Raw genomic sequence first — 21,412 nt, 5'->3', positions numbered from 1 at the left:
AGGAAACCCCTAGTTATTTTAAATTACCTAATAGTTCAGACTTGGATACTTACACTATAAACTTCGTACCTCTTCTGGAATAATCACTCTATTTTTCTCATCCACAATTTCTTTATTCTCTATTTCTATAAGTTTGATCATCTTTCGACACCATTCTAATTGTTGTGCTTCTATGCCAACCTGAAAGAAATGATTATAGAGCTGCTGTCTGATAAACGCATAGGAGTCAGTATTGATATGCTTAAAACAAAGGCGTGTGCCTTTATACAACAAAGTCATAGCCTGATTATAACAATACAATTCAAAGTAAATATTGGCGCAAGGAATAATCACATCATCAATTTTCTGTAAATCAGTTGGAATTATAACATTGGATAACTCTAGTGCATCCTTGATAAATACTTCAGCCATATCTTTGTCATCTTGTACCAAGGCATAATACCAGGCACATACTAAATAATACTGCAATCGAACATCCGCATATTCCGTTGTATTCTCTATGATTATTCTCTTTGCGTTAGTAATCAGCTTATCGATTTTTCTTATCGTACCTCGATTACTTCGCATCAAAATTGTGGCTTTAGCCAAAATATTTTTTACATGCAAATGATTGATATCATAAGAAATATTTTGTTTAGAATAGAATAATGTTTTTTCAATAGCGTCAAGCATCTTATTGAGTACTCGTTCTTCATCTTGATTGTCTGTATCATAAAAGCCATCAAGAAGAATATCATAATACTCAGAAAGCATATTATAATAAATTGCATAAGTTTCTTTCCTATGGAAATAGCTTGATGCTTTTTTAGCGCGTACTAGTATATCCTGCATACCTTCTAGATCTTCGTGATTGGCATAAATTGAGAAAATCAATTCATAAATCTGCATAATCACAACCGCATCTAGTTTCATTTTATGCATAGAGTCTTCATCTTGCTCAATATACTTAATATAATCTGAAAGAATTCTGCTTGATTCAAAGTCATCTCTATAACGAGGCATATTGAGTAAGACTACAACCTGCAGGTTTGTGAATAGATCTGTATCACAAAACACTTTTTCTCTTTGACATTGTTTAATAATGCCTTCAGCTAAATAGAGTAATTTTGTTAGTTTTTCAATGTCTGCAGGAGATTCATCTTTAATTCGTGCATATCTTTCTTGGTTTGCCTTCCCAATAAGACCTTTTTGCCACTTATATAGTTTATTGATTATCCATTTACCTTTTAATGATTCTGATCTAAGTTTCTTAGGATAATTATTCTTTGTGGATTCTAAATGAATTTCTATATAGAAATATGTTAAGAACTGTCTAACAGCATAAATAGAATCATTTGTCCATTCCCAGCGATGCACAGCTTCTTGAATCACATTGTTCATTGAAACCATATCCCTAGAAATAGTAATCCAACCATCTTTAATTAACTCATTTAAATCATCTTTAGACTCAAGCTGCATTATTCTCTGGAATGTATTTATCTCTATTCCTTCATCGCCAACCAAAGAGAGTACCTTCAGTAAGACCTTCTTTTGTGAAGAAAGCATATTTGTGACAAATAATGCATCTATAATATGTCCAATCGTATCACTTATTTGTTTACTATCTCTTTCGTAATCCACCTTCTCAGGCGCAATTGTAGAAAAACCATTCTCAATTGTAAGAGCTGCTGCACTAGAAATAGTTATATGACTATTCGCAATCTGTTTCGCAATTAATTCTAAAATAAGCGTATGATTCTCAATACTATTGAGTATACGTTTAAAGTCATCTAGCTCATATACTTCAATAGAACGTCCAAGATGGGCTTCAAATATATGTATTAAAGCATTCCACTCTGTTATCGCAGAAAGTTCCATTTTTAGACAATTTGAATAAGAAGGTAACTTACGCGTTAAGAGAATAATTCTTAATCCTGTAGAAAGAAGTGCAATTAAATCATCATCCATCTCACCTGTAAAATTATCAATGACTAAAACAGCAGAAGTACCTCTTACAAGTTCACGTATCTTTTGAACTTTTTTATCAAAGTATCTGATGTTCGTTTTATTTTCTTCATCTTGTCTTAATGTGTTTATTTCAATATTCATGTCATTGGATATAGTTGCTTCAATACTGTCCTTATAATAGACATACAGAACTGTATCAAACCTCTCACGATAACGTGTGAGATATTCTTTAATAAAGGTACTCTTACCAATACCACCCATACCTGATAGAAATAAACAATTATAATTTGGATTTAATAGAAGACTATCTAATTCTTTAAACTCCTGTTCACGTCCATAAAAGATTTGTGGCTTTATAATATGAGTAGAATAAATACGTGGTATTAAAAGGTCAGCATACTTCTCAATTATTGATAATTGATCTAATACTTCCTCCATATTTTGATATCTATCAGCATAATAAACAGCTAATGTATTATGAAAGAAATGACATAAAGAACTCAATAATCGATCATCACATTGATGATAGTCATATTGTATTTTTGAGAAATCATATACAGCATCTATTTCACAATCAGGTACAGTAGGTATATGACCAAACAAAAGATAAAACAATAATGCACCTACACTATAAACGTCTGTATGTGGTCCCAATCGTTTTATTTTTGATGTCTGTAACTCAATAGGTGCAAAACCTTTAGTATAAGATAGTCTGATATCACTTAGTTGATTTACTTTTTTCCATTCAAAAAGCGAATTAAAGTCAAATAGTTGAACCTGCTTTTGATATCCATCAACAATCAAAACATTATCAGGCTTGATATCTAAATATAGATATCCCATCTTGTGAATATTACCTAAAACATAAACAACCTGTTTAATGAGTGTAATACATTCTTTTAAATTCACTGGTTTATAAACAGCTAATGTATTCTTAGACGAATAGGCAGATAAGATATAAGATGTACCATTTTGATTAAATACATCCAATTGATTTGTCATGGATGAATAATTATCACCTGAATAGAATAACTTATTTGTATGTGAAAAATCACAACGGAATTGTTTCTGTTCTTTTTGAAAAGAATCCATATCATGTACTGATGGAACTAGTTCATTATTATTACGAGAAATATGAAGTTTGTAAGGGTAGAACTCCTTTATTCTATATAATGTCTGATCACCTGTATCAGTGATACGAACTGCTTCATATACAATGCAGGATCCTCCACGCCCAATTTCATTTTCTATAATACAATGAATCATTTCACCACTATCATTAGATAAACAAAGCGGAGTATTTGGTTTCAATGCAATTCTGTGATCCATAAGTTCACCACCTTTTATTATTATGAATAGATTATAATTCAAGGTTTATTAGATTAGGTTTTATTATTACACCATTAATTCTCAGCAGCTTCCGCAAATACTTCTCCCATATAATATCTAAACGCAAATAAAGGATTATCATAGTCTTTTAATGCCCACATAAAGAGCCAATCATAAGGATTACCAATATATAATTCTGGATAACCTGCACCGAGTAGTCGTGCATTGATCATATCTAGACATCTTTCAAAATCATTGTCTTCTACTATATTGGAATCTCGTTTTTTTCTAATAATACGTTTTGCCCAATAAGTATAGAAAACAAGAAAAATAAGCATCTTTCTAATTATTTCACCCTTGCCAACTAGTTCTTTGCGAAGTAACTTATCAATGTTTTGTCTGTTTGGAAAACAGTATTCAGCCTTTAATGGCATGAGTCTATTATCAGATAATACAGAAGTCAATGAACGATCATATTTAATCGAAAACTCACTTTCTTGATAATTTCTGAGCCCCATTATTTGAGAAAAGATAGTCCAAGTAGATGCATTAGGATGCGCAATTACATAGTCATCTTCTTGGTTCTGCTTATTTTTAAAGCTATTATGACTATCAATTACTGTACCTTCCTGTACTGCAAGTCCATTTTCTTTAGAAATATCATTCCAAAGATCTCTAATATATTTTAGAGCAGAGACATTATTATAACGAAATTCATCTATATTCTCTGTGATATAGTGTATCAATTTTTCTTTATCCTCAATGTTGTTGAGGTTTTCAATAATAGCACCTGTGTAAAGAACATCACAATCTGGAAGTTTTTTCATCTTTTTAGGTATAGGAATACTATGAATCATCTCTTGTGCTTCATCATATGAAAGACCTTTTCTCATACAGAAATAATAAACTGCTTCATTTATAGTATGACAATCAAACCCACGTTCAAACTGAACACATCTAAAAAAGTCTTTTGTTTCATCAACATCTAAACCTAACGCAAAACAGATCTGAAAAGCAGTTTCACGAGAAATCTTCCTATTGGGTACAAACAAATCACGAGGTAGTTTTATATGCACTGCTTTGAACTTATCACGTAAAAACTCTACCTTTGCAGGTGTATCAGATAAATCACCTGTATATCCATGTTCTTTAATAAATGATGTAAATGCTTTATCAAATCCACGAAACAGTGTAGCAACTTCAAGTAATCTTTCTTCATAATTATCATCATCTAATAGTAGTTCTTCAGCTTTTTTATCAAGTAATTCTGTATATTGAGTCATAGTCTCTTTTTCCCTTCATAAGTAATCTTATAAATAATTGTATAACGTATATATGTACATTACAACAAAGCACAAAAAACCATAATTTATATCAAGGTTCCAGAACAATTCATCCATGTATTTTATACCTTCTTATTCCGAAAATATGAATTATTTTCATTTTTTCGGAATAATATCTCACCTTGATTTAACATATATATTCACAATGTTTATAAATGCAAAAAGAAGATGATCCTTGGACCACCTTCTTACTATTGACACTCTTTACTTTTCATAATTGAGATGATTTCTTCATCTACTTTAATCATTCCATTTTGCCCAATACGTGCCATATTTTGAATACATTGTTCATGTGTTGCTGCACAAATTCCATCACTTTCTCTTAATACTGCATTATTGACTGCAGTCATTGCACACATAAGTGCAGCCGTAGAACCTGTAGATACCTTGAATGCACATCCTACTTTTCCACCATCACAAATCATTCCTGTAACAGTCCCTGTCATATTACGTATACAGTACCCTATCTGATCATTTGTTGCATCTAAGAGATAAGCGATACCTACAGAAGCAGATGTAGAAGACGCCATGACACATGTACACATAGGCGATAATTTACCTATATGTACATTAATATATCTATTTACCAGATGTGTAAGCGCAAGTGCTTTGAGTTTCTTTTCTAGTGATACATGGAGTTCTTCTGCCACTTCATTCACTGGTATAGAAACAACGAGTCCTTTTGTACCTGCACCTGAACTACTCATGGCAGGAAGTGGACAGCCATCTAGTCTATTTTCAGCAGCTGCAGTAACTTTCCTTATTATTCTAGTTAACAAGTCTTCAGAGAATAATGAATGATTGAATGAATCACTCAAATGTGTTGTTCCTTTATATTGTGATAATCGGTTATTCATTTCTATACCATCTAATAAGAAATGAAGTTCATTCACTGTCATTGAGTCTACCAAAGAACGTATGTCTGATATTTTCATTTCTTTGAGTTTATCAATCACAGTGGGTGTATTGTTTGTTTCTTGAGTTGTTTTCTCTTCTAATACAATTCCATTCTTTTCTAGATAAACTATATTTGTATGTGCCTCTTTGATCATACATGTCACTGTCTCACTAGATGTATAAAGAGTACATTTTACATGAATAGATGCTGAATCATTAATTGTGATAGAAACATGGGGCACTAATAATTCAGCATAAGTGATTGTATCTGGTTCTATATCTTCAAATAGAGTCAACTGTTTTTCTGGGTTCTTTAATAATGCGCCAATAGAAACGGCATACTCTAAACCTACATGCTCACAATGTGGTATACCTGCAGACATCCCATTCTTATATATACCTTTATTAACATCTAACTCTATTTTAGTTATTAGATTTTTTAGCTGTTTAGATGCATAAGCTGCACATAATGCGACACAAACTGGTTCTGTACATCCTAATGCAGGGACTACATCCTTCTTCAATAAATCTATTAGTTCTTCTTTTCTCATATGATTCTCCTTGTTTACAGTATACAAGGTTTATCAAAAATTAAAAAGACTGCTGTGGGTTGCATTCTTGCACAAAAGATTTAAGCGATAACTAGCCTAGTGTCAAACCACTCTAAAAGTTAGAAAAGGTAAGGATCCGACAATCCTTACCTTTTCGTTTTGATGCAATTGTTCTCAAATTTGCAAATAAAATATAACACTTGTATACCTAATATTCAAGTATTCTATTTTACTTTAATAGCCAATCTCATCTTAATAGACTTGGCACGTGAATTACGATGATATTCTGCCCTTCAACAACGCAATTTGATATAATATCTTTGTTATCGTCCTCCTTGAAAGGGGGTGATGTTAATTGTTTTCTGATTTAATAGTGTCTGTCGTGGCAGGTGTATTAGTTTATTACATATGCAAATGGTTAGACAAAAGAATAAAACGATAACTAGCCTAGTGTTAAACCACTCTAATAGTTAGAAAAGGTAAGGATCTGACCATCCTTACCTTTTCGTTTTGATGCAATTGTTTTCTGATTTGCAAATAAAGTATAACACTTGTATACCTAATATTCAAGTATTCTATTTTACTTTAATAGCCAATCTCATCTTAATAGACTTGGCACGTGAATTACGATGATATTCTGCCCTTCAACAACGCAATTTGATATAATATCTTTGTTATCGTCCTCCTTGAAAGGGGGTGATGTTAATTGTTTTCTGATTTAATAGTGTCTGTCGTGGCAGGTGTATTAGTTTATTACATATGCAAATGGTTAGACAAAAGAATAAAACGATAACTAGCCTAGTGTTAAACCACTCTAATAGTTAGAAAAGGTAAGGATCTGACCATCCTTACCTTTTCGTTTTGATGCAATTGTTTTCTGATTTGCAAATAAAGTATAACACTTGTATACCTAATATTCAAGTATTCTATTTTGCTTTAATAGCCCATCTCATCTTAGTAGACTTTGCACGTGAATTACGATGACATTCTTCTTTAGAAGGTCTAATCACATTTCTACATACATCTTCATAAATGCCAAGATTCTTTAATTCTTTAAAAGACTTCTTCACAATTCTATCTTCTCCAGAATGGAATGTAAGAATTGCAGCCTTTCCTCCTGGTTTTAAAATAAGAGGTAGCTTTTCTACAAAATCATATAATACTTCAAACTCCTGATTCACTTCTATTCTTAATGCCTGGAATACTCTTGCAGCTGTCTTATTCACAATATCTTTTCTATTTTTATCAGTAATAAAGTTAAGTGTTTTATCAATGATCTTATAGAGTTGCTGAGTTGTTTCTACTTCCATACCAGAACGTATGAATGAATAGATATTCTTAGCTAGTATATCAGCATATGGTTCATCTGAGTTTTCTGTAAGAATATGTTCTAGTTCTTCTCTTGATAAGTCTTTTAAGATTTCATAAGCAGGTCTACCTGCTTTAGGATTAAGTCTTAGGTCTAATGGACCATCTTTCTTATATGAAAATCCTCTTTCTGGATTATCAATCTGCATAGAAGATACGCCTAAATCAGCTAAGACAAAATCAAATGGTCCATATTTCTCACTTACTTGATCAATGTTTCTAAAGTTAGTCAAAATAGGAGTAAAGATGTCTTCTCCATAACCTTTATTTCTTAGTCTCTCTGTTGTTTTTTCTATTTCGATAGTATCGATGTCTAATCCATAAAGGTGTCCCTGCCCCTCTAATTTTTCCATCATTTTAGAAGAATGTCCTCCATATCCTAGAGTACAATCTAAACCAATCTGTCCTGGCTGAATATCTAAGAATTCTAGTATTTCATCTACCATGATAGAAATATGCATACCTGCTGGTGTACTACCCTTAGAAATAACTTTTTCTATTGTTTCAGGATATAATTCTGGATTAAGTTCTTTATACTTCTCTGAGAAGTTTTTAGGGTGTGTCCCCTTATATCTTTTTCTTCTTTTATGTACCTGTTCAGTCATTTTTATACCTCATTTCATCATCTACTATATTAACGAAAATAGAGACAATAAACAAGTCAGATAAAACTCTGTATATACTGGATTGTTCCCTCTTCCCCTCATAATATATATAATAAAAGTAGTGTATTCGCTATTTGTGGGGTGTTGTTGTTTCATGCTTTATTTTATAGTTTTCATGAAAGGAGAAACGTTATGGATACAAAAAAAATAGGAAAGTTCATTTCTGAGAATAGAAAAAGAAAAGGTCTCACTCAAGAACAGTTAGGAGAACTATTAGGAGTAACTAATAAGACTATCTCTAGATGGGAAAATGGGAACTATATGCCTGATTTGTCTTTACTGATTCCCTTAAGTGAAACTTTGGACATTTCTTTAAATGAACTGCTCAATGGAAAATATATAACGGAGGATAAAATCATGGAAACAACAGAAAAGAGCTTAAAGAATACAATTAATTATAGTAAGAATATGCTTGTACAAGAGAAAAGAAAGATTTCTATTGGTATTATGATTTTTGGCGCATTTCTATGTTTTGCTGCATTTGCGATATTAGATAAGGAAAGCAGCTGGTGCTGTATTTACTCTATTGTAGGTATTATAGTATTTGTTTATGGGTTATCAAAAGAGTTGAAGAGAAATAGATTATTAATAAGTAGTGGTGTATTTGTTGCAATATTATGTGGATTTATGTTGATGGATTATGTAGGTGTTATAACTTCTCATAGACCCCCTATCTATGTTTATATGATTAAGACTTCTAATGTGACAACCTACTACAACCCATTCTATAATGTTTATAGAATAAATAAAAACACACCTAATGAGTATTATATTGTAGATAGCGCAAAGAAATATACAGAAGATACTGTTCCTACAACTGTATTTAACAGACCGTTGAGTGGCATACACAATATTAAGAAGTATAAGAATCCTTATATTGGTAATAATTCCAATGTAGGAAATTTATTAAATAGTCTGCCTTTACATGAATACGGTTATGTTTTTCAAATTGATTCTAAAAATCAAGGACTCACTGTGAACTACAATGCAACAGACTGGTATCAGAATGAGGATCTTTATATCAATAAGAGCCTAATCTATAATTCTGTGTCTATCTTCTCTTTAATTGACAATGTACAATCTATTCAGTATAACTTTAGTGGAAGTACATACACTACTACTAGAAAGATGATTAAAGAGAATTATCCACATTTTGAACAAGTAAAAGAGAATGAGAAGAACTTCAATAAATATTTAGAGAATAAGATGAATGATGATGAATTTACAAGAAGTATATTCAATAAGATATTTGTGAAGAAGGGTTTATAAGAGGGTTTGAACCCTCTTTTTAAATGAAATATTAAACATTAAGGAAATTGCCAACTCTCCGATAAAATGTATTGCGAATATCAATACATCATTGTAAAATCAAAATAGGAAAGAAAGACGATTACAACAAAAGGAGGCATTGTTATGGCAAAATCAGCTAGCGTTTATGCAAGAATTGACCCCGTATTAAAGGAACAGGCAGAAACAATATTATCTACACTTGGCATAACTACTTCAAATGCAATTGATATGTTTTTTAAACAAATCGTCCTAAAAAAAGGACTTCCCTTTGAAGTACGATTACCGTACGAAAAACCCGTCTGCATGGGTGCACTCAGTAAAGAAGAATTAAATGCTAAAATAGAAAAAGGATATACAGATATTTTAGAAGGAAAAACAAAACCTGCAAAGCAAGCATTTGATGAAATGCGAAAAGATTTTAACTTATGAAATTCAATGTAGAATTAACTGAACAAGCTGACAAGGATTTAAGAAGTATCTATTTGTATATCTCTGTTGATTTAAATTCACCAGAAAATGCAATAAAGCAAATCAAACGTTTATGGGATGCTATTTTATCTCTTGATGAACTACCTCAACGATACCGCCGTTATGAGGATGAACCATGGCACAGTAGAGGCATAAGAGTTCTTCCTGTAGATAACTTCGTTATTCTATATATTCCTTTTGTAAAAGAGAAAATCGTGCGTATTGTTACTGTCATGTATAGTGGTCGTAACATTGATGAGCATTTAAGTAAAATAGGTAATTAAATCTAAACTAACCAATTTTCATTATAATCTAGAAATTCAGTTTCTATCTTCTCTTTAATTGACAATGTACAATCTATTCAGTATAACTTTAGTGGAAGTACATACACTACTACTAGAAAGATGATTAAAGAGAATTATCCACATTTTGAACAAGTAAAAGAGAATAAGAAGAACTTTGATCAGTACTTAGAGAATAAGATGAATGATGATGAATTTACAAGAAGTATATTCAATAAGATATTTGTGAAGAAGGTTTTATAAGAGGGGTTAAGCCCTCTTTTTTTCATTCCATCACATTTCCGGTTTTCATTCCTTCATATTTTCACTTTTATTCCTTCATATTTCTAATTTTCATTCCATCACATTTTCAAAAGAACTGTTAAGAACAAAAAAAGTATATGGCTCAATTTATCCATATACCTTTAATAGTACTTATTTATTCTTCATATGTGGGAATAAGATAACTTCACGGATAGTTTCCTGACCAGTTAATAACATAACTAATCTATCAATACCCATACCCATACCACCAGTTGGTGGAAGACCGTATTCAAGGGCTTCTACATAGTCCATATCCATTTCGTTGGCTTCATCGTTACCTAATTCTTTTTCTTTTAACTGATTTGCGAATCTTTCATACTGATCATCTGGATCATTTAATTCTGTGAATGCATTTGCATATTCGTTACCACAGATGAATAATTCGAATCTCTGAGTGAAACGAGGATCCTGTAAGTTCTTCTTTGCGAGTGGAGAGATTTCAATTGGATGACCATATACGAATGTTGGTTCCACAATTGTTTCTTCTACATACTTTTCAAAGAATGCATTGACAATATGACCATATGCAAAGTGTGGTTCTACTTCAATACCATGTTCTTCAGCAAGTTTATTAGCTTCTTCAAAAGTCTTCTGTTCACCAAAGTCAACACCAGTCTTTTCTTTAATTGCTTCAACCATAGAGATTCTCTTGAATCCAGGTGCTAATGAAATAGAATGACCTTTGTATTCTACATCATAAGTACCATTGACAGTCATTGCGGCATTCGCAATGATACCTTCTGTTAAGTCCATCATACCTTCAAGGTCAGAGAATGCTTTATATACTTCGATAGTAGTGAATTCTGGGTTATGAGTTCTGTCCATACCTTCATTTCTGAATAAACGACCGATTTCATAAACGGCATCCATACCACCAACGATTAATCTCTTAAGGTTTAATTCTGTTGCGATTCTTAAGTAGAAATCTTTATCTAATGCATTGAAATGAGTGATGAAAGGCTTAGCTGCAGCACCACCAAGAATAGAGTTCATGATTGGTGTTTCTACTTCAGTATAACCTTTGTCATCTAAATAATGCTGGATTGAACGAACAATCTTAGGTCTCATGAAGGCTACTTTACGTGCTTCATCATTCATGATTAAATCAACATATCTTCTTCTGAAACGTTCTTCAGTATCTGTTAAACCATGGAACTTTTCTGGTAAAGGTCTTAAAGCCTTAGTAAGGTGTGTATACTTTTCTACTCTTACAGTTAATTCACCAGTATGAGTCATGAATACTTCACCATCAATACCGATAATGTCACCTAAATCGCTCTTCTTAACTAATTCATAAACATCTTCACCAACAGTATCTTTCTTGATATATAACTGGATTTTTCCATCTCTATCAAGAAGGTTCATAAAGCATACTTTACCTTTTCTTCTCTTTGCAACAATACGACCTGCAATACTTACAGCTGGTTTGCTTTCTTCTAATTCTTCTGCAGTCTTACCGCTATAGTTCTTTCTAATGTCTGAAGTATAAGCAGTCACATCAAATCTCTGTCCAAATGGATCAATTCCAAGATCTTTAAGTTCCTGTAACTTCTGTCTTCTTACTAATTCCTGATCAGTAAACTTTCTTTCTTCCATGTGTGTTCTCCTTCTTTAGAATATAAAAACTCTCATCCGCTAGGGACGAGAGTTAACCGTGGTACCACCCTTATTCATCTACATAAGTAGACCTCATTAAGCCTTAACGCGGCAACACGTTATTTTATCACGTTAGATCCAAAATACAGCTCCCAGTCTTTATTCATATCAACTTCCCCATTCCTTTACACCAGCCAGGAATTCTCTCTGCGTTCCATTGATATTACTCTTCTGTTCATAGCTTTTACTCAAGTATTATAGACAATAAATAAATATGTTGTCAAGGTCAATTTGTCAGCCTTATTCAATCTAATTTATCTATAGACGTTTTTCAAATCCACCAAGGATTTCTGAATCCTCACTAATAGTCACAAATGCCTGTGGATCAATATCATGTACAATCTTCTTAAATGTTTTCACTTCATATTTATTGATTGCACAATAGAGAATATATTGATCATTTTCTGTATAAGCACCCTTACCCATCCAGTAAGTTACACCTCTACCAGTCTTTTCCATAATCACATTCTTCATATCTTTTTCTTTAGTGAAGATTAATGCGATCACATTGATGTTCTGATAGTGGATATGGTCACTAATAAAATACAATACAAAAATAATAGAATACAGTGTAGTCTGTAAATCAAAGATAAATGCACAGCAAGTTAAAATAACTGCATTCAAACTTATTGATAACTTCCCTACTGAGAATCCTGGTTTAGTCTTAGATAAGCATACACCCGCAATATCAATACCACCTGCACTACCACTACCTTTAAGGGCAAGTCCTACACCAACGCCACACATAATAGCCCCAAAGATACAGTTAGATAACATATCGGGCATGATTGGATGTGTTAAGTTAGGTAAGAAAGATAATGTAATAGTCTGTACAACAACACTCATACCTGTTTTAATACAGAATTCTCTGTTCAAGATTCTATATCCCATAATAAATAATGGAATATTAATCATGAAGTTGATGATCCCTACAATGTTCATTGATTTAGGAATTGGTAGAAGTTTTCTTATAAAAACTTCGATAATCTGTGATGTACCAATTACACCTCCAAAGTTTAAGCCATTAGGTGTTACAAACAACCAGATTCCTAAAGATAATAAAATACTTCCGGCAATGACTTCGCCATACTTTTCTAGATTTTCCCTCATAGCGTCCCTCTTTCTTCTCATATCATAGAACATTTAAACAAATAAAAGAATGCCTTTCAAGCATTCTTAGTAAATTCCATATTCTATAAATAGATTCGCAATAGACTCAATGATATAGAGAACAGGCACCTGTGTTGCTGAACTATAAAAGTCACTATTTTTGGTAGTTGGCATATAGTACGTAAGAGCTAAATCAGACATCTTCGCAGCTGAGGAAGAAGCATTATTTGTGACTACAATGATTTTGATATCATATTTTTTTAAGTCTTTGATACGATCAATGATTTCTCTTGTTTCTCCTGAAACTGTGAAGAAAAGAGCACAGTCATTTTGATCATACATCCCCCTAAAACGGCTACTGAAGTCTCCACTATACATTGTACGTTTTCCCTTACGATTAAATAAAGAAGACGCAAACTTCGCAATCGCATCACTTAGACCAATGCCAGAACAGATCACCTCATGACTGTTCACAATTATTTCAGCAGCTTGATGAATAAGATCATCAAACTCTTTATTGTCTACACGATTAAAATAATCGAGAATATAATTTAAAGCACGTTTATTTTGTATAGGTTTATCTTCCTGATCCAGTTTCATTTCTGCTTTCCATTCTAAGAATCCTTCATAACCAAGTTTCTTAGCTACTCTTGTAATCATAGAAGAAGATACATGAAGATCTGTAGACAAATCTTTAAGTTTCATATGAATCACTTCATGACGATGAGAAATGATGTAGTTGTAAATATCTAATTCCAAATCACTTAATTGATTCATTTGATCTACCGTAACCATAAAATACCTCCAAAAGGTATTTTATCATACTTTATGCAAATCTCTTTTTCATTTTCTTATTCTGTTTCTTATTTTTCTTTTCAATACTCAACAACATATTCTTGTAGTCTTCTGACTTAATGTCTACAACAAGTGTATGTGAGACAATATCATGTAATGATTTCTTAGACTTTAAGACAATTACTAGTATTCCAGATAATATAGTAATAACGAGTCCTACTTTATTCCAGATAGAGGCAATATTGTATCCAGTTAATACATTGACTAACTGATGAAGCATATTACTACATGTATAAATACTTCCTTCTACTAAGAAGATCATAATAACCTGTCTGATGATCAGTTGTTTCACATTCACTTCTTGATAGTTGTCATTCACAATCTTCAATCCTAATAGTTTTTTACCTACAGTCTGTCCTTTCCAGATTATAGGTAATACTACATAGTACACAAATGCAACTGAAAGTGAAAGAACACCCGCAATCACTTGATAATATCCCTTAAATATAGATAACTGCTGAGGAATATAGACAGCATCCTTATGAAGAGACATATATAACAGAATAAGAGGAAGTGATGATAAGACACTTCCTAAATACCAATCAATACCATAAGCGATTATACCTTTGATATAACCTGTTTTATTCACAGGTTCATTTCTTAATTTATTCCACATCTTATCATCTTCCTTTATTAATTTAAGTGCTGATATAAAGCACCGATTAAGTTCGCATCATTACGATATTCACAAACTACGATTTCTGGTGGTAATGTGCTTGCATAACATGAATTATAGATTTCATCAAAGTTCTTTTTGATAAGTTCTAATAGTAATGGCTGTGCACTAATACCTCCACCAATGGCTACTTTTTCACAATCAAAGATCTGATTGATGTTGTAAATCTGTACTGCAGTTTCTAAACAGAACTGATTTAATCCTTTTAAAACAGCTTCATTTCCATTATTTGCCATTTCAAAGATTTCTTCACCAGTATAGTGTTCTTCTGTTTCTAATGCTTCCTGGATATGTAATAATAATCCATTGATTCCATTACTTGCATACCAAGATGTATCACCATCATATGGCTTATGGTAATCAGTGATGATATTAGAAAATTCACCTGCACCAAATCTACATCCACTTAATACCTTATGATCCTTAATTAAAGCACCACCAATAGCTGTGCCAAGAATCACTACAGCGCCGTCCTGAATATCTCGAAGACTACCAAAACCTAGTTCTGCATTAGCGGCACATTTTGCATCATTACCAATTGTGACTCTTACACCACAACGCTCAGATAGTAATTCTGCCATATTTATATCATGATTATAAGCTAAAGCACCACCAGTGTAACAATAACCCTTATTAGGATCAATTCTTCCTGGCATACTCATCGCAATACCAGATACATCAGAATATGTATTATAAAGAGATTGAACGCTATTTACAAATGAATCAAGGCAATCTAAGGGAGTAGGTACCTTACCTCTTTCATATATATTCTTTTCTGCATCCATTACTGCATATTTAATAGCACTGCCACCAACATCTAGAACTAAGTATTTTTTCATAATTTTTCTCCGTTACTTTCTATTACTTTCTTATACCAATCAAAGGAATCCTTCTTGCTTCTTGCAAGTGTTCCATGACCTGCATTATCTTTATCTACATAAATGAAACCATAACGTTTCTTCATTTCACCCGTACCAAAGCTAACACAGTCAATACATCCCCAAACAGTATAACCTAATAAGTCTACACCATCAATATCTACTGCATTTTTCATTTCTTCGATATGCGCTTTAAGGTAATCAATACGGTACTGGTCATGTACTTTTCCATCTATCATCTGGTCCACTGCACCGAAGCCATTTTCTACAATAAATAGAGGAAGGTTATAACGGTCATACATCCAGTTTAAGCTATATCTTAAACCTTTCGCATCAATTGGCCATCCCCACTCAGTCTTTGAAATATATGGGTTATCACATAAATCTGTTTCTTCATTATAGTCAAGGTTGACATCTCCATCACCCTTAACCGCAAATGACATATAATAACTAAATCCAATATAATCTACTGTACCCTGAGGAAGAACAGCTAAGTCTTCTTCAGTAATATCTAGATTGAAGTTCTTTCTTTCAAAGAAAGACTTCATATAACCTGGATAACGTCCTCTTGCATGAACATCCATATACCAGAAACGCTTATGGTTTGCACCTACTGCCTTCAACATATCATCTGGATTACATGAATAAGGATAAATAGGTGTCATCGCAATCATGCATCCGATCATCATAGAAGGATCAATGGCATGTCCTTCTTTAATAGCCATTGCACTTGCAACAAGCTCATAATGTGCTGCCTGATAAACAGTACGTTCTTTGTCTTCACCTTCTTCAAATATAATACCTGAGTTAGTAAATACAGCTACGTCTGCTTCATAGTTCGCCTGGTTGTTGATTTCATTGAAAGTCATCCAGTATTTAACTTTATTGTGGTATCTTTCGAAACATACTTTTGCGAATCTTACAAAGAATGTAATCATCTTTCTGTTTCTCCATCCACCATATTTTTCTACTAAATGATAAGGCATTTCAAAGTGTGATAATGTGATGACTGGCTGAATACCATTCTTTAATAGTTCATCAAACATATCATCATAGAACTTTAAACCTTCTTCATTTGGTGTTTCTTCATCTCCCATTGGGAAGATTCTTGCCCAGGAAATAGATGTTCTAAAACATTTAAATCCCATTTCTTTAAATAAAGCGATATCTTCCTTATAGTGGTGATAGAAATCAATCGCTGTATGATTTGGATAGAACTGATCAGGTTCAATTGCTTTAGTGATCTTTCTACGAGTAGTGGCAGAACCAACTGTCATCATATCTGAGACATTTGGTCCTTTACCACCTTCATTAAATCCACCTTCTACCTGATGTGCAGCAACTGCTCCACCCCATAAGAAGTCTTTACGCATTGTTTTCTCCTGCTTCTTCTGCTTCTTTCTTGATAGCGGCTCTTGTGCTTGCTGCAACGAATGGTAAGTAGATAATTGTACTTACGACTAAGCAAAGAATACCGATAACTAATGCCATAATATTGTCAGCACCTGATCCTAAGAATGGTGTTAAGAATCCTGGAGTTGTCCAAGCAACTGTATAAGCGATTGGTGGGATGATCTTAATGACACATACACAGAAATATCCGATTAGGTCACATACGATTGGTGCTAAGATGAATGGAATAACATACATTGGGTTCATAACGATTGGTAAACCGAACATGATTGGTTCGTTGATGTTGAATAGTCCTGGAGCTAATGACATCTTACAAATAGAGAATTCACCCTTATTCTTTCTACCTACGATAAACATTGAAATGATTAAACCAAGTGTAGCACCTGATCCTCCACCATTACCAAATGCATCGTTGATTGAAACCCAGTTTACTGGAAAAGGTGCACCCCATGCTGAACCATGAACTGCAACATAAGCTAAGTTTGCATTTCCCTGTTCTGCAAAGATAACTGAACGTAAAGCATTTAAAGTGTTAGGACCATGGATACCTATAATCCATAATAACTGCTGAACTATTACAAATACAATAATTGTACCCATAGAGCTTCCAAGAGATGTTAATGGAGACTGGATAGCGTTATAAATGACAACCTGAATACCTTCAGGAGTAATCATTAAGAATAAGTAGTTTAATACACCTATGATTGCAAGTACTAACATCATTGGGATTAATAAGTTAAATGACTGTGCTACTGCAGGTGGTACCATTTCTGGCATCTTGATTCTCAACTTTTCATTTTTACCAAGACGAATTAATAATTCTGCAGTTAATAGACCTACTAATAGTCCAACGAATAATCCCTGTGCACCAAAGTAAGTAGTTGTTAAACCAGTTCCTGCATTCTTACCTGCAAATGTCTGAGCAGCAGGATAAAGAATAAAGAAAGCTGAAAGAGATGTAATACCACATAATACTTTATCTCCACCCATTTCCTGAGCTAACTGATAAGCCACTAAGAATGCAATGAGAATTGATAAGATGTTATTAGTACCATTGACAACAGAACTCAAGATAGCCTGATACTGAGCTAAGTTTGGAATTAAATCACCTAAGTGAAGTAATTTTGCGATGAATCCACTAGGATCTAATAATACATAGTTAATAAGTATAACCATTGACCCACCCATTGTGAGTGGGAATGCTAAAGTGAACGCATCACGCACGGCTGCCACATGGCGCTGACCATTGATTTTTGCAGCTAATGGTACGAAGTAACGTTCCATAAAGCTTTGAATTGCTTCCATTTTGTTTCTCCTCTTCTTATTTCATTCGGCCGATGTTGAAAACGATTTCGTTTTCCGTAATTGATTCTATCAGAAGATTAAAAATAAAAAAAGGGCTTGAAGCCCTCCTTGAATAGTATGCATTATCTGCAAAATGTTTCACTATTGTAACGTATTGTGACATATATGCAATGTCATATTTGAAAGTATTTCAATAATACTTAATGCAGGTACCTGAGTTGTATGGGAAGAAAGTTCATGTCTTACATCATCAATATAATAGCTGATATGATAATCACTCATTTTTGCAAGTGTATTATCGTCCGATGCAGTAATTGTGATTAAAGTACTGCCTGCTGCTTTATAATCATTGGCTTTTCTAATAAGTTCTACAGTATCTCCTGAGATAGACAACATAACGACAACTATATCAGTACCATCCATAGATACCCTCTGATATGGATCTGTTAAGGCAGCACTAAAGAAACCATTACCAGAAAAGCGTCTTGCTGCATATTCTGCAATCTTACCCGAATCTCCCATACCATCAAAAACAATCATATTCGCATTACCTAGTACATAAGCAACTTCTTTGAATAAATCCTGATAATAAGGAGTATTGAACTTCTTTAAACAGTCGATAGTTTCATCTAGGTCATTCACCATATAAAGAGAGACTTCTTTTTCTTCTTTCTTATAAGCATATTTTAATTCCGGAAAACTGTCATATCCCATCTTTTTCACAAAGCGCATAATGGAAGCTGTAGATGTAGGAATCTCATCTGCCAGTTCTCTTATACTCATATAAGGGAATTGAATGCTGTGCTTCAATATATAGTTATATATACGCATATCTGTTGTACTAAAGCTTTTAATTTCTTCTTCATTAAACATCTAACAATTACCTCTATATACATTCTTCAAATATTTCTTAGCTACTTCTACCATTTGGTCAATAAGTTCTATAGATGTAGGAGATTTATGATAATGATACTCAGGAAAATAACGTGTGACATGTAACACTATATTCGGATCAATAGACGCTAACCACTTTGCTTCTTCTTCCATATCTTTGAGACTATCATTAATACCAGGTACAATCAAAGAAGTGACTTCCAGATGACTTGATGAAGCTATTTGAATACTCTTCTTTACTGTTTCTAAATCACCAGAGAGTTTCTTATAGATATCTTCTCTAAATCCCTTTAAATCAATATTCCATGCATCTACTAAAGGAGATAACTCCTTTATATATTTCTCTTCTATCATTCCATTAGAAACAAGAACAGTCTTTAATTCATGCTTCTTACATAATACAAATGTATCATAAATAAACTCATAGCTGATCAGTGGTTCATTATAAGTAAACGCAATACCGATATTCCCTTCTTTTTTTAAATCTAAGGCAACTTCTACAAGTTTTTCAGGTGTTGTATGCACCTGTATAGAAGAACCTTTATCTTGTGATATGGTGTAGTTCTGACAGAAAAGACATTTCATATTACAGCCATAAGAACCCACAGATAATATCTGTGTTTCAGGATAGAAATGGTAGAGAGGTTTCTTTTCAATAGGATCTAAAGACAGTGATGTAATAGCACCATAGTCTTTAAGCACTATGCTTCCTTCTTTATTGATTCTTTGATGACAGAATCCTGTCTGTCCTTCTTTTAATACACAATGATGAGGACATAAATCACATCTAATCATGTCTGATCACCTTGAATCTTTCTATCTTGATCTTCTCTCCTTCATGAATACCTGCTTTATGACAAGCTATCTGAATCTGATCAGTCACTGTATCTACACCCTCTAAATCAGGTAGGAGTAAACCTCTTTTAGAACCATGGGATACTATAATACCATAGATATGAGAATCTAGTGTACTGATATCTTCTACTGGCTCTATTTCTCCTAATACATCGACTGAAATAATGAGATTATCTAGTTCTTCTTCTGTAATAGGATCAAAGCGTGGATCTTCACTACATGCACTGATCGCATTATGTACTATTTCTAACGCAATATTATCCTGTACAGGCATAAAGGTACCAATACAGCCTCTTAAACGCCCTTCTTCATGAATAGATACAAAGACACCAGCACGTCTTTTCATCTCTTTTGTGACTTCTGGAATGATTTCTACTTTTTCTTTTACATAATGTTCTATTGTGGTTCTAGCCAGTCTGACATAGTCATCTTCATGTTCTTTGATCTTCTTGACTTCTTCCTGCATCTTCTTTTTATATTGGTTTCCTATATCACGGGGTTGATCTTCACCACATATTTCAAAGCCACATATACCATAACCTACTCCAAATGGACCTTCATAAGAATAATAGTGTGGCTTAATCTTCTTTTGATCTAAAGCACCTGCCATGATTTGAAATGATCTAAGTCCACATTCAGCGGCTGCTTCAGTAAAGATGGGATCAAATGTTAGAAAACGCATAAAGTCACTATTCTTCCATGCTGTAATAATATCATAATCAAAAAGCGGTCCTTCTTCTTTATAACCATAAGGACCATCCTCTTTTAAACAATGAGACAAATCACCACTCGCAATTAATAAAACATTCTTATCTCCCACTGCTTCTTTAATACATTGTCCAAAGCGATAATGAGTAAGAGGAGATAAACCAGATATTCCAATTCTTACAACTTTATAGTCCTTTAGATACTTATTTAAAAAGTAAAGAGGAATCATTGTACCATGATCTAAATTATCATCTTTTCCTAATGTTCCTGCAAAAATATGATGCTTCTTGGCAGATTGAGTGATTTTCTTTACAAGTTCTGTATCATAATCCACTTCTATTCTTACATTTTCTGCATGAAACTGACTAAAGTCTCCTGATCCATGTTTACCAGGAGATATATGAATATAATCACTATAGGCGATCGCATGAGGACTAATCACAATCACTGTTTCTATTGGAAGAGTAGATACATATTTCATAATAGATTCATAAGATTGTATTGTGTTACTAATGGTTTTCTCTTCTCCTTGACCTATTTCAGGAATAATTAATGGAGGATGAGGGACACACATTGCATAAAGTACAGACATAAAATCA

18 protein-coding genes and 1 other annotated feature are annotated in these 21,412 nt (G+C 33.1%); of the genes, 4 read left to right on the top strand and 14 right to left on the bottom strand.

The annotated features are described in order from the left end of the window. Positions 1-54: 54 nt before the first annotated feature. From QVO42_RS08930 to rsmH, 4 genes are all read right to left on the bottom strand, one after another. Complete coding sequence (locus tag QVO42_RS08930) at positions 55-3,276, bottom strand: protein kinase domain-containing protein (RefSeq protein WP_022425772.1); 3,222 nt, start codon at positions 3,274-3,276, stop codon at positions 55-57. 74 nt (positions 3,277-3,350) lie between these two features. Further along, positions 3,351-4,559 carry a hypothetical protein gene (locus QVO42_RS08925; RefSeq protein WP_022425771.1) on the bottom strand — a complete coding sequence of 403 codons (1,209 nt, stop codon included), beginning with the start codon at positions 4,557-4,559 and terminating at the stop codon, positions 3,351-3,353. Positions 4,560-4,810: 251 nt separating this feature from the next. Continuing rightward, entirely contained in the window at positions 4,811-6,067 is a 1,257-nt protein-coding gene (locus tag QVO42_RS08920) for an L-cysteine desulfidase family protein (protein ID WP_022425770.1), read from the bottom strand. A gap of 926 nt (positions 6,068-6,993) precedes the next feature. Then, entirely contained in the window at positions 6,994-8,040 is a 1,047-nt protein-coding gene (gene rsmH / locus QVO42_RS08915; protein WP_022425769.1) for a 16S rRNA (cytosine(1402)-N(4))-methyltransferase RsmH, read from the bottom strand. Positions 8,041-8,232: 192 nt separating this feature from the next. Here rsmH and QVO42_RS08910 point away from each other — a divergent pair, with 192 nt between their 5' ends. From QVO42_RS08910 to QVO42_RS08895, 4 genes are all read left to right on the top strand, one after another. Next, positions 8,233-9,369, top strand: a complete 1,137-nt coding sequence (locus QVO42_RS08910) for a DUF4825 domain-containing protein (protein WP_022425768.1) — start codon at positions 8,233-8,235, stop codon at positions 9,367-9,369. 144 nt (positions 9,370-9,513) lie between these two features. Further along, positions 9,514-9,819 carry a type II toxin-antitoxin system RelB/DinJ family antitoxin gene (locus QVO42_RS08905; protein WP_022425767.1) on the top strand — a complete coding sequence of 102 codons (306 nt, stop codon included), beginning with the start codon at positions 9,514-9,516 and terminating at the stop codon, positions 9,817-9,819. Next, positions 9,816-10,142, top strand: a complete 327-nt coding sequence (locus QVO42_RS08900; protein ID WP_022425766.1) for a type II toxin-antitoxin system RelE/ParE family toxin — start codon at positions 9,816-9,818, stop codon at positions 10,140-10,142. The genes QVO42_RS08905 and QVO42_RS08900 overlap by 4 nt, the downstream gene beginning before the upstream one ends. 120 nt (positions 10,143-10,262) lie before the next feature. Then, positions 10,263-10,403 (top strand): hypothetical protein, encoded by a 141-nt coding sequence (locus QVO42_RS08895; protein WP_288164239.1) that lies wholly within the window; start codon positions 10,263-10,265, stop codon positions 10,401-10,403. A gap of 171 nt (positions 10,404-10,574) precedes the next feature. Here the strand turns inward: QVO42_RS08895 and lysS are convergent, their stop codons facing one another. The 10 genes from lysS to amrA all read right to left on the bottom strand — a co-directional run bounded on the left by lysS (position 10,575) and on the right by amrA (position 21,405). Then, positions 10,575-12,059 (bottom strand): lysine--tRNA ligase, encoded by a 1,485-nt coding sequence (lysS, locus tag QVO42_RS08890; RefSeq protein ID WP_022425765.1) that lies wholly within the window; start codon positions 12,057-12,059, stop codon positions 10,575-10,577. A gap of 38 nt (positions 12,060-12,097) precedes the next feature. Continuing rightward, positions 12,098-12,307, bottom strand: a binding site (T-box leader). A gap of 70 nt (positions 12,308-12,377) precedes the next feature. Further along, positions 12,378-13,229 carry a YitT family protein gene (locus QVO42_RS08885; RefSeq protein ID WP_022425764.1) on the bottom strand — a complete coding sequence of 284 codons (852 nt, stop codon included), beginning with the start codon at positions 13,227-13,229 and terminating at the stop codon, positions 12,378-12,380. A gap of 66 nt (positions 13,230-13,295) precedes the next feature. Beyond that, complete coding sequence (locus QVO42_RS08880) at positions 13,296-14,024, bottom strand: MurR/RpiR family transcriptional regulator (protein ID WP_022425763.1); 729 nt, start codon at positions 14,022-14,024, stop codon at positions 13,296-13,298. A gap of 31 nt (positions 14,025-14,055) precedes the next feature. Next, the gene (locus QVO42_RS08875; protein ID WP_022425762.1) at positions 14,056-14,700 is read right to left on the bottom strand and encodes an RDD family protein; all 645 of its coding nucleotides are present in this window, start codon (positions 14,698-14,700) and stop codon (positions 14,056-14,058) included. Between the two features lie 17 nt (positions 14,701-14,717). Further along, entirely contained in the window at positions 14,718-15,599 is an 882-nt protein-coding gene (locus QVO42_RS08870) for an ROK family protein (protein ID WP_022425761.1), read from the bottom strand. Beyond that, positions 15,596-17,011, bottom strand: a complete 1,416-nt coding sequence (locus tag QVO42_RS08865; RefSeq protein ID WP_022425760.1) for a 6-phospho-beta-glucosidase — start codon at positions 17,009-17,011, stop codon at positions 15,596-15,598. The genes QVO42_RS08870 and QVO42_RS08865 overlap by 4 nt, the downstream gene beginning before the upstream one ends. Next, positions 17,004-18,356, bottom strand: a complete 1,353-nt coding sequence (locus QVO42_RS08860) for a PTS sugar transporter subunit IIC (RefSeq protein ID WP_022425759.1) — start codon at positions 18,354-18,356, stop codon at positions 17,004-17,006. Before QVO42_RS08860 ends, QVO42_RS08865 begins: the two co-directional genes overlap by 8 nt. 141 nt (positions 18,357-18,497) lie before the next feature. Further along, positions 18,498-19,229, bottom strand: a complete 732-nt coding sequence (locus QVO42_RS08855) for a MurR/RpiR family transcriptional regulator (protein ID WP_022425758.1) — start codon at positions 19,227-19,229, stop codon at positions 18,498-18,500. Continuing rightward, positions 19,230-20,045, bottom strand: a complete 816-nt coding sequence (gene amrS / locus QVO42_RS08850) for an AmmeMemoRadiSam system radical SAM enzyme (protein ID WP_022425757.1) — start codon at positions 20,043-20,045, stop codon at positions 19,230-19,232. Continuing rightward, positions 20,038-21,405, bottom strand: a complete 1,368-nt coding sequence (gene amrA / locus QVO42_RS08845; protein WP_022425756.1) for an AmmeMemoRadiSam system protein A — start codon at positions 21,403-21,405, stop codon at positions 20,038-20,040. The genes amrS and amrA overlap by 8 nt, the downstream gene beginning before the upstream one ends. Positions 21,406-21,412: the final 7 nt, after the last annotated feature.

It is taken from the genome of Catenibacterium sp. CAG:290, assembly GCF_000437715.1.
GTDB lineage: Bacteria > Bacillota_I > Bacilli_A > Erysipelotrichales > Coprobacillaceae > Catenibacterium > Catenibacterium mitsuoka_A.
The sequence above is the reverse complement of the archived record's forward strand: the minus strand, read 5'-3'. Positions and strand labels throughout refer to the sequence as shown.

Bases quoted from the DNA above. Each gene is read 5' to 3' on its own strand.
- QVO42_RS08930 (WP_022425772.1), bottom strand. From the start codon at position 3,276: ATGGATCACAGAATTGCATTGAAACCAAATACTCCGCTTTGTTTATCT.
- QVO42_RS08925 (WP_022425771.1), bottom strand. From the start codon at position 4,559: ATGACTCAATATACAGAATTACTTGATAAAAAAGCTGAAGAACTACTA.
- QVO42_RS08920 (WP_022425770.1), bottom strand. From the start codon at position 6,067: ATGAGAAAAGAAGAACTAATAGATTTATTGAAGAAGGATGTAGTCCCT.
- rsmH (WP_022425769.1), bottom strand. From the start codon at position 8,040: ATGACTGAACAGGTACATAAAAGAAGAAAAAGATATAAGGGGACACAC.
- QVO42_RS08910 (WP_022425768.1), top strand. From the start codon at position 8,233: ATGGATACAAAAAAAATAGGAAAGTTCATTTCTGAGAATAGAAAAAGA.
- QVO42_RS08905 (WP_022425767.1), top strand. From the start codon at position 9,514: ATGGCAAAATCAGCTAGCGTTTATGCAAGAATTGACCCCGTATTAAAG.
- QVO42_RS08900 (WP_022425766.1), top strand. From the start codon at position 9,816: ATGAAATTCAATGTAGAATTAACTGAACAAGCTGACAAGGATTTAAGA.
- QVO42_RS08895 (WP_288164239.1), top strand. From the start codon at position 10,263: ATGATTAAAGAGAATTATCCACATTTTGAACAAGTAAAAGAGAATAAG.
- lysS (WP_022425765.1), bottom strand. From the start codon at position 12,059: ATGGAAGAAAGAAAGTTTACTGATCAGGAATTAGTAAGAAGACAGAAG.
- QVO42_RS08885 (WP_022425764.1), bottom strand. From the start codon at position 13,229: ATGAGGGAAAATCTAGAAAAGTATGGCGAAGTCATTGCCGGAAGTATT.
- QVO42_RS08880 (WP_022425763.1), bottom strand. From the start codon at position 14,024: ATGGTTACGGTAGATCAAATGAATCAATTAAGTGATTTGGAATTAGAT.
- QVO42_RS08875 (WP_022425762.1), bottom strand. From the start codon at position 14,700: ATGTGGAATAAATTAAGAAATGAACCTGTGAATAAAACAGGTTATATC.
- QVO42_RS08870 (WP_022425761.1), bottom strand. From the start codon at position 15,599: ATGAAAAAATACTTAGTTCTAGATGTTGGTGGCAGTGCTATTAAATAT.
- QVO42_RS08865 (WP_022425760.1), bottom strand. From the start codon at position 17,011: ATGCGTAAAGACTTCTTATGGGGTGGAGCAGTTGCTGCACATCAGGTA.
- QVO42_RS08860 (WP_022425759.1), bottom strand. From the start codon at position 18,356: ATGGAAGCAATTCAAAGCTTTATGGAACGTTACTTCGTACCATTAGCT.
- QVO42_RS08855 (WP_022425758.1), bottom strand. From the start codon at position 19,229: ATGTTTAATGAAGAAGAAATTAAAAGCTTTAGTACAACAGATATGCGT.
- amrS (WP_022425757.1), bottom strand. From the start codon at position 20,045: ATGATTAGATGTGATTTATGTCCTCATCATTGTGTATTAAAAGAAGGA.
- amrA (WP_022425756.1), bottom strand. From the start codon at position 21,405: ATGTCTGTACTTTATGCAATGTGTGTCCCTCATCCTCCATTAATTATT.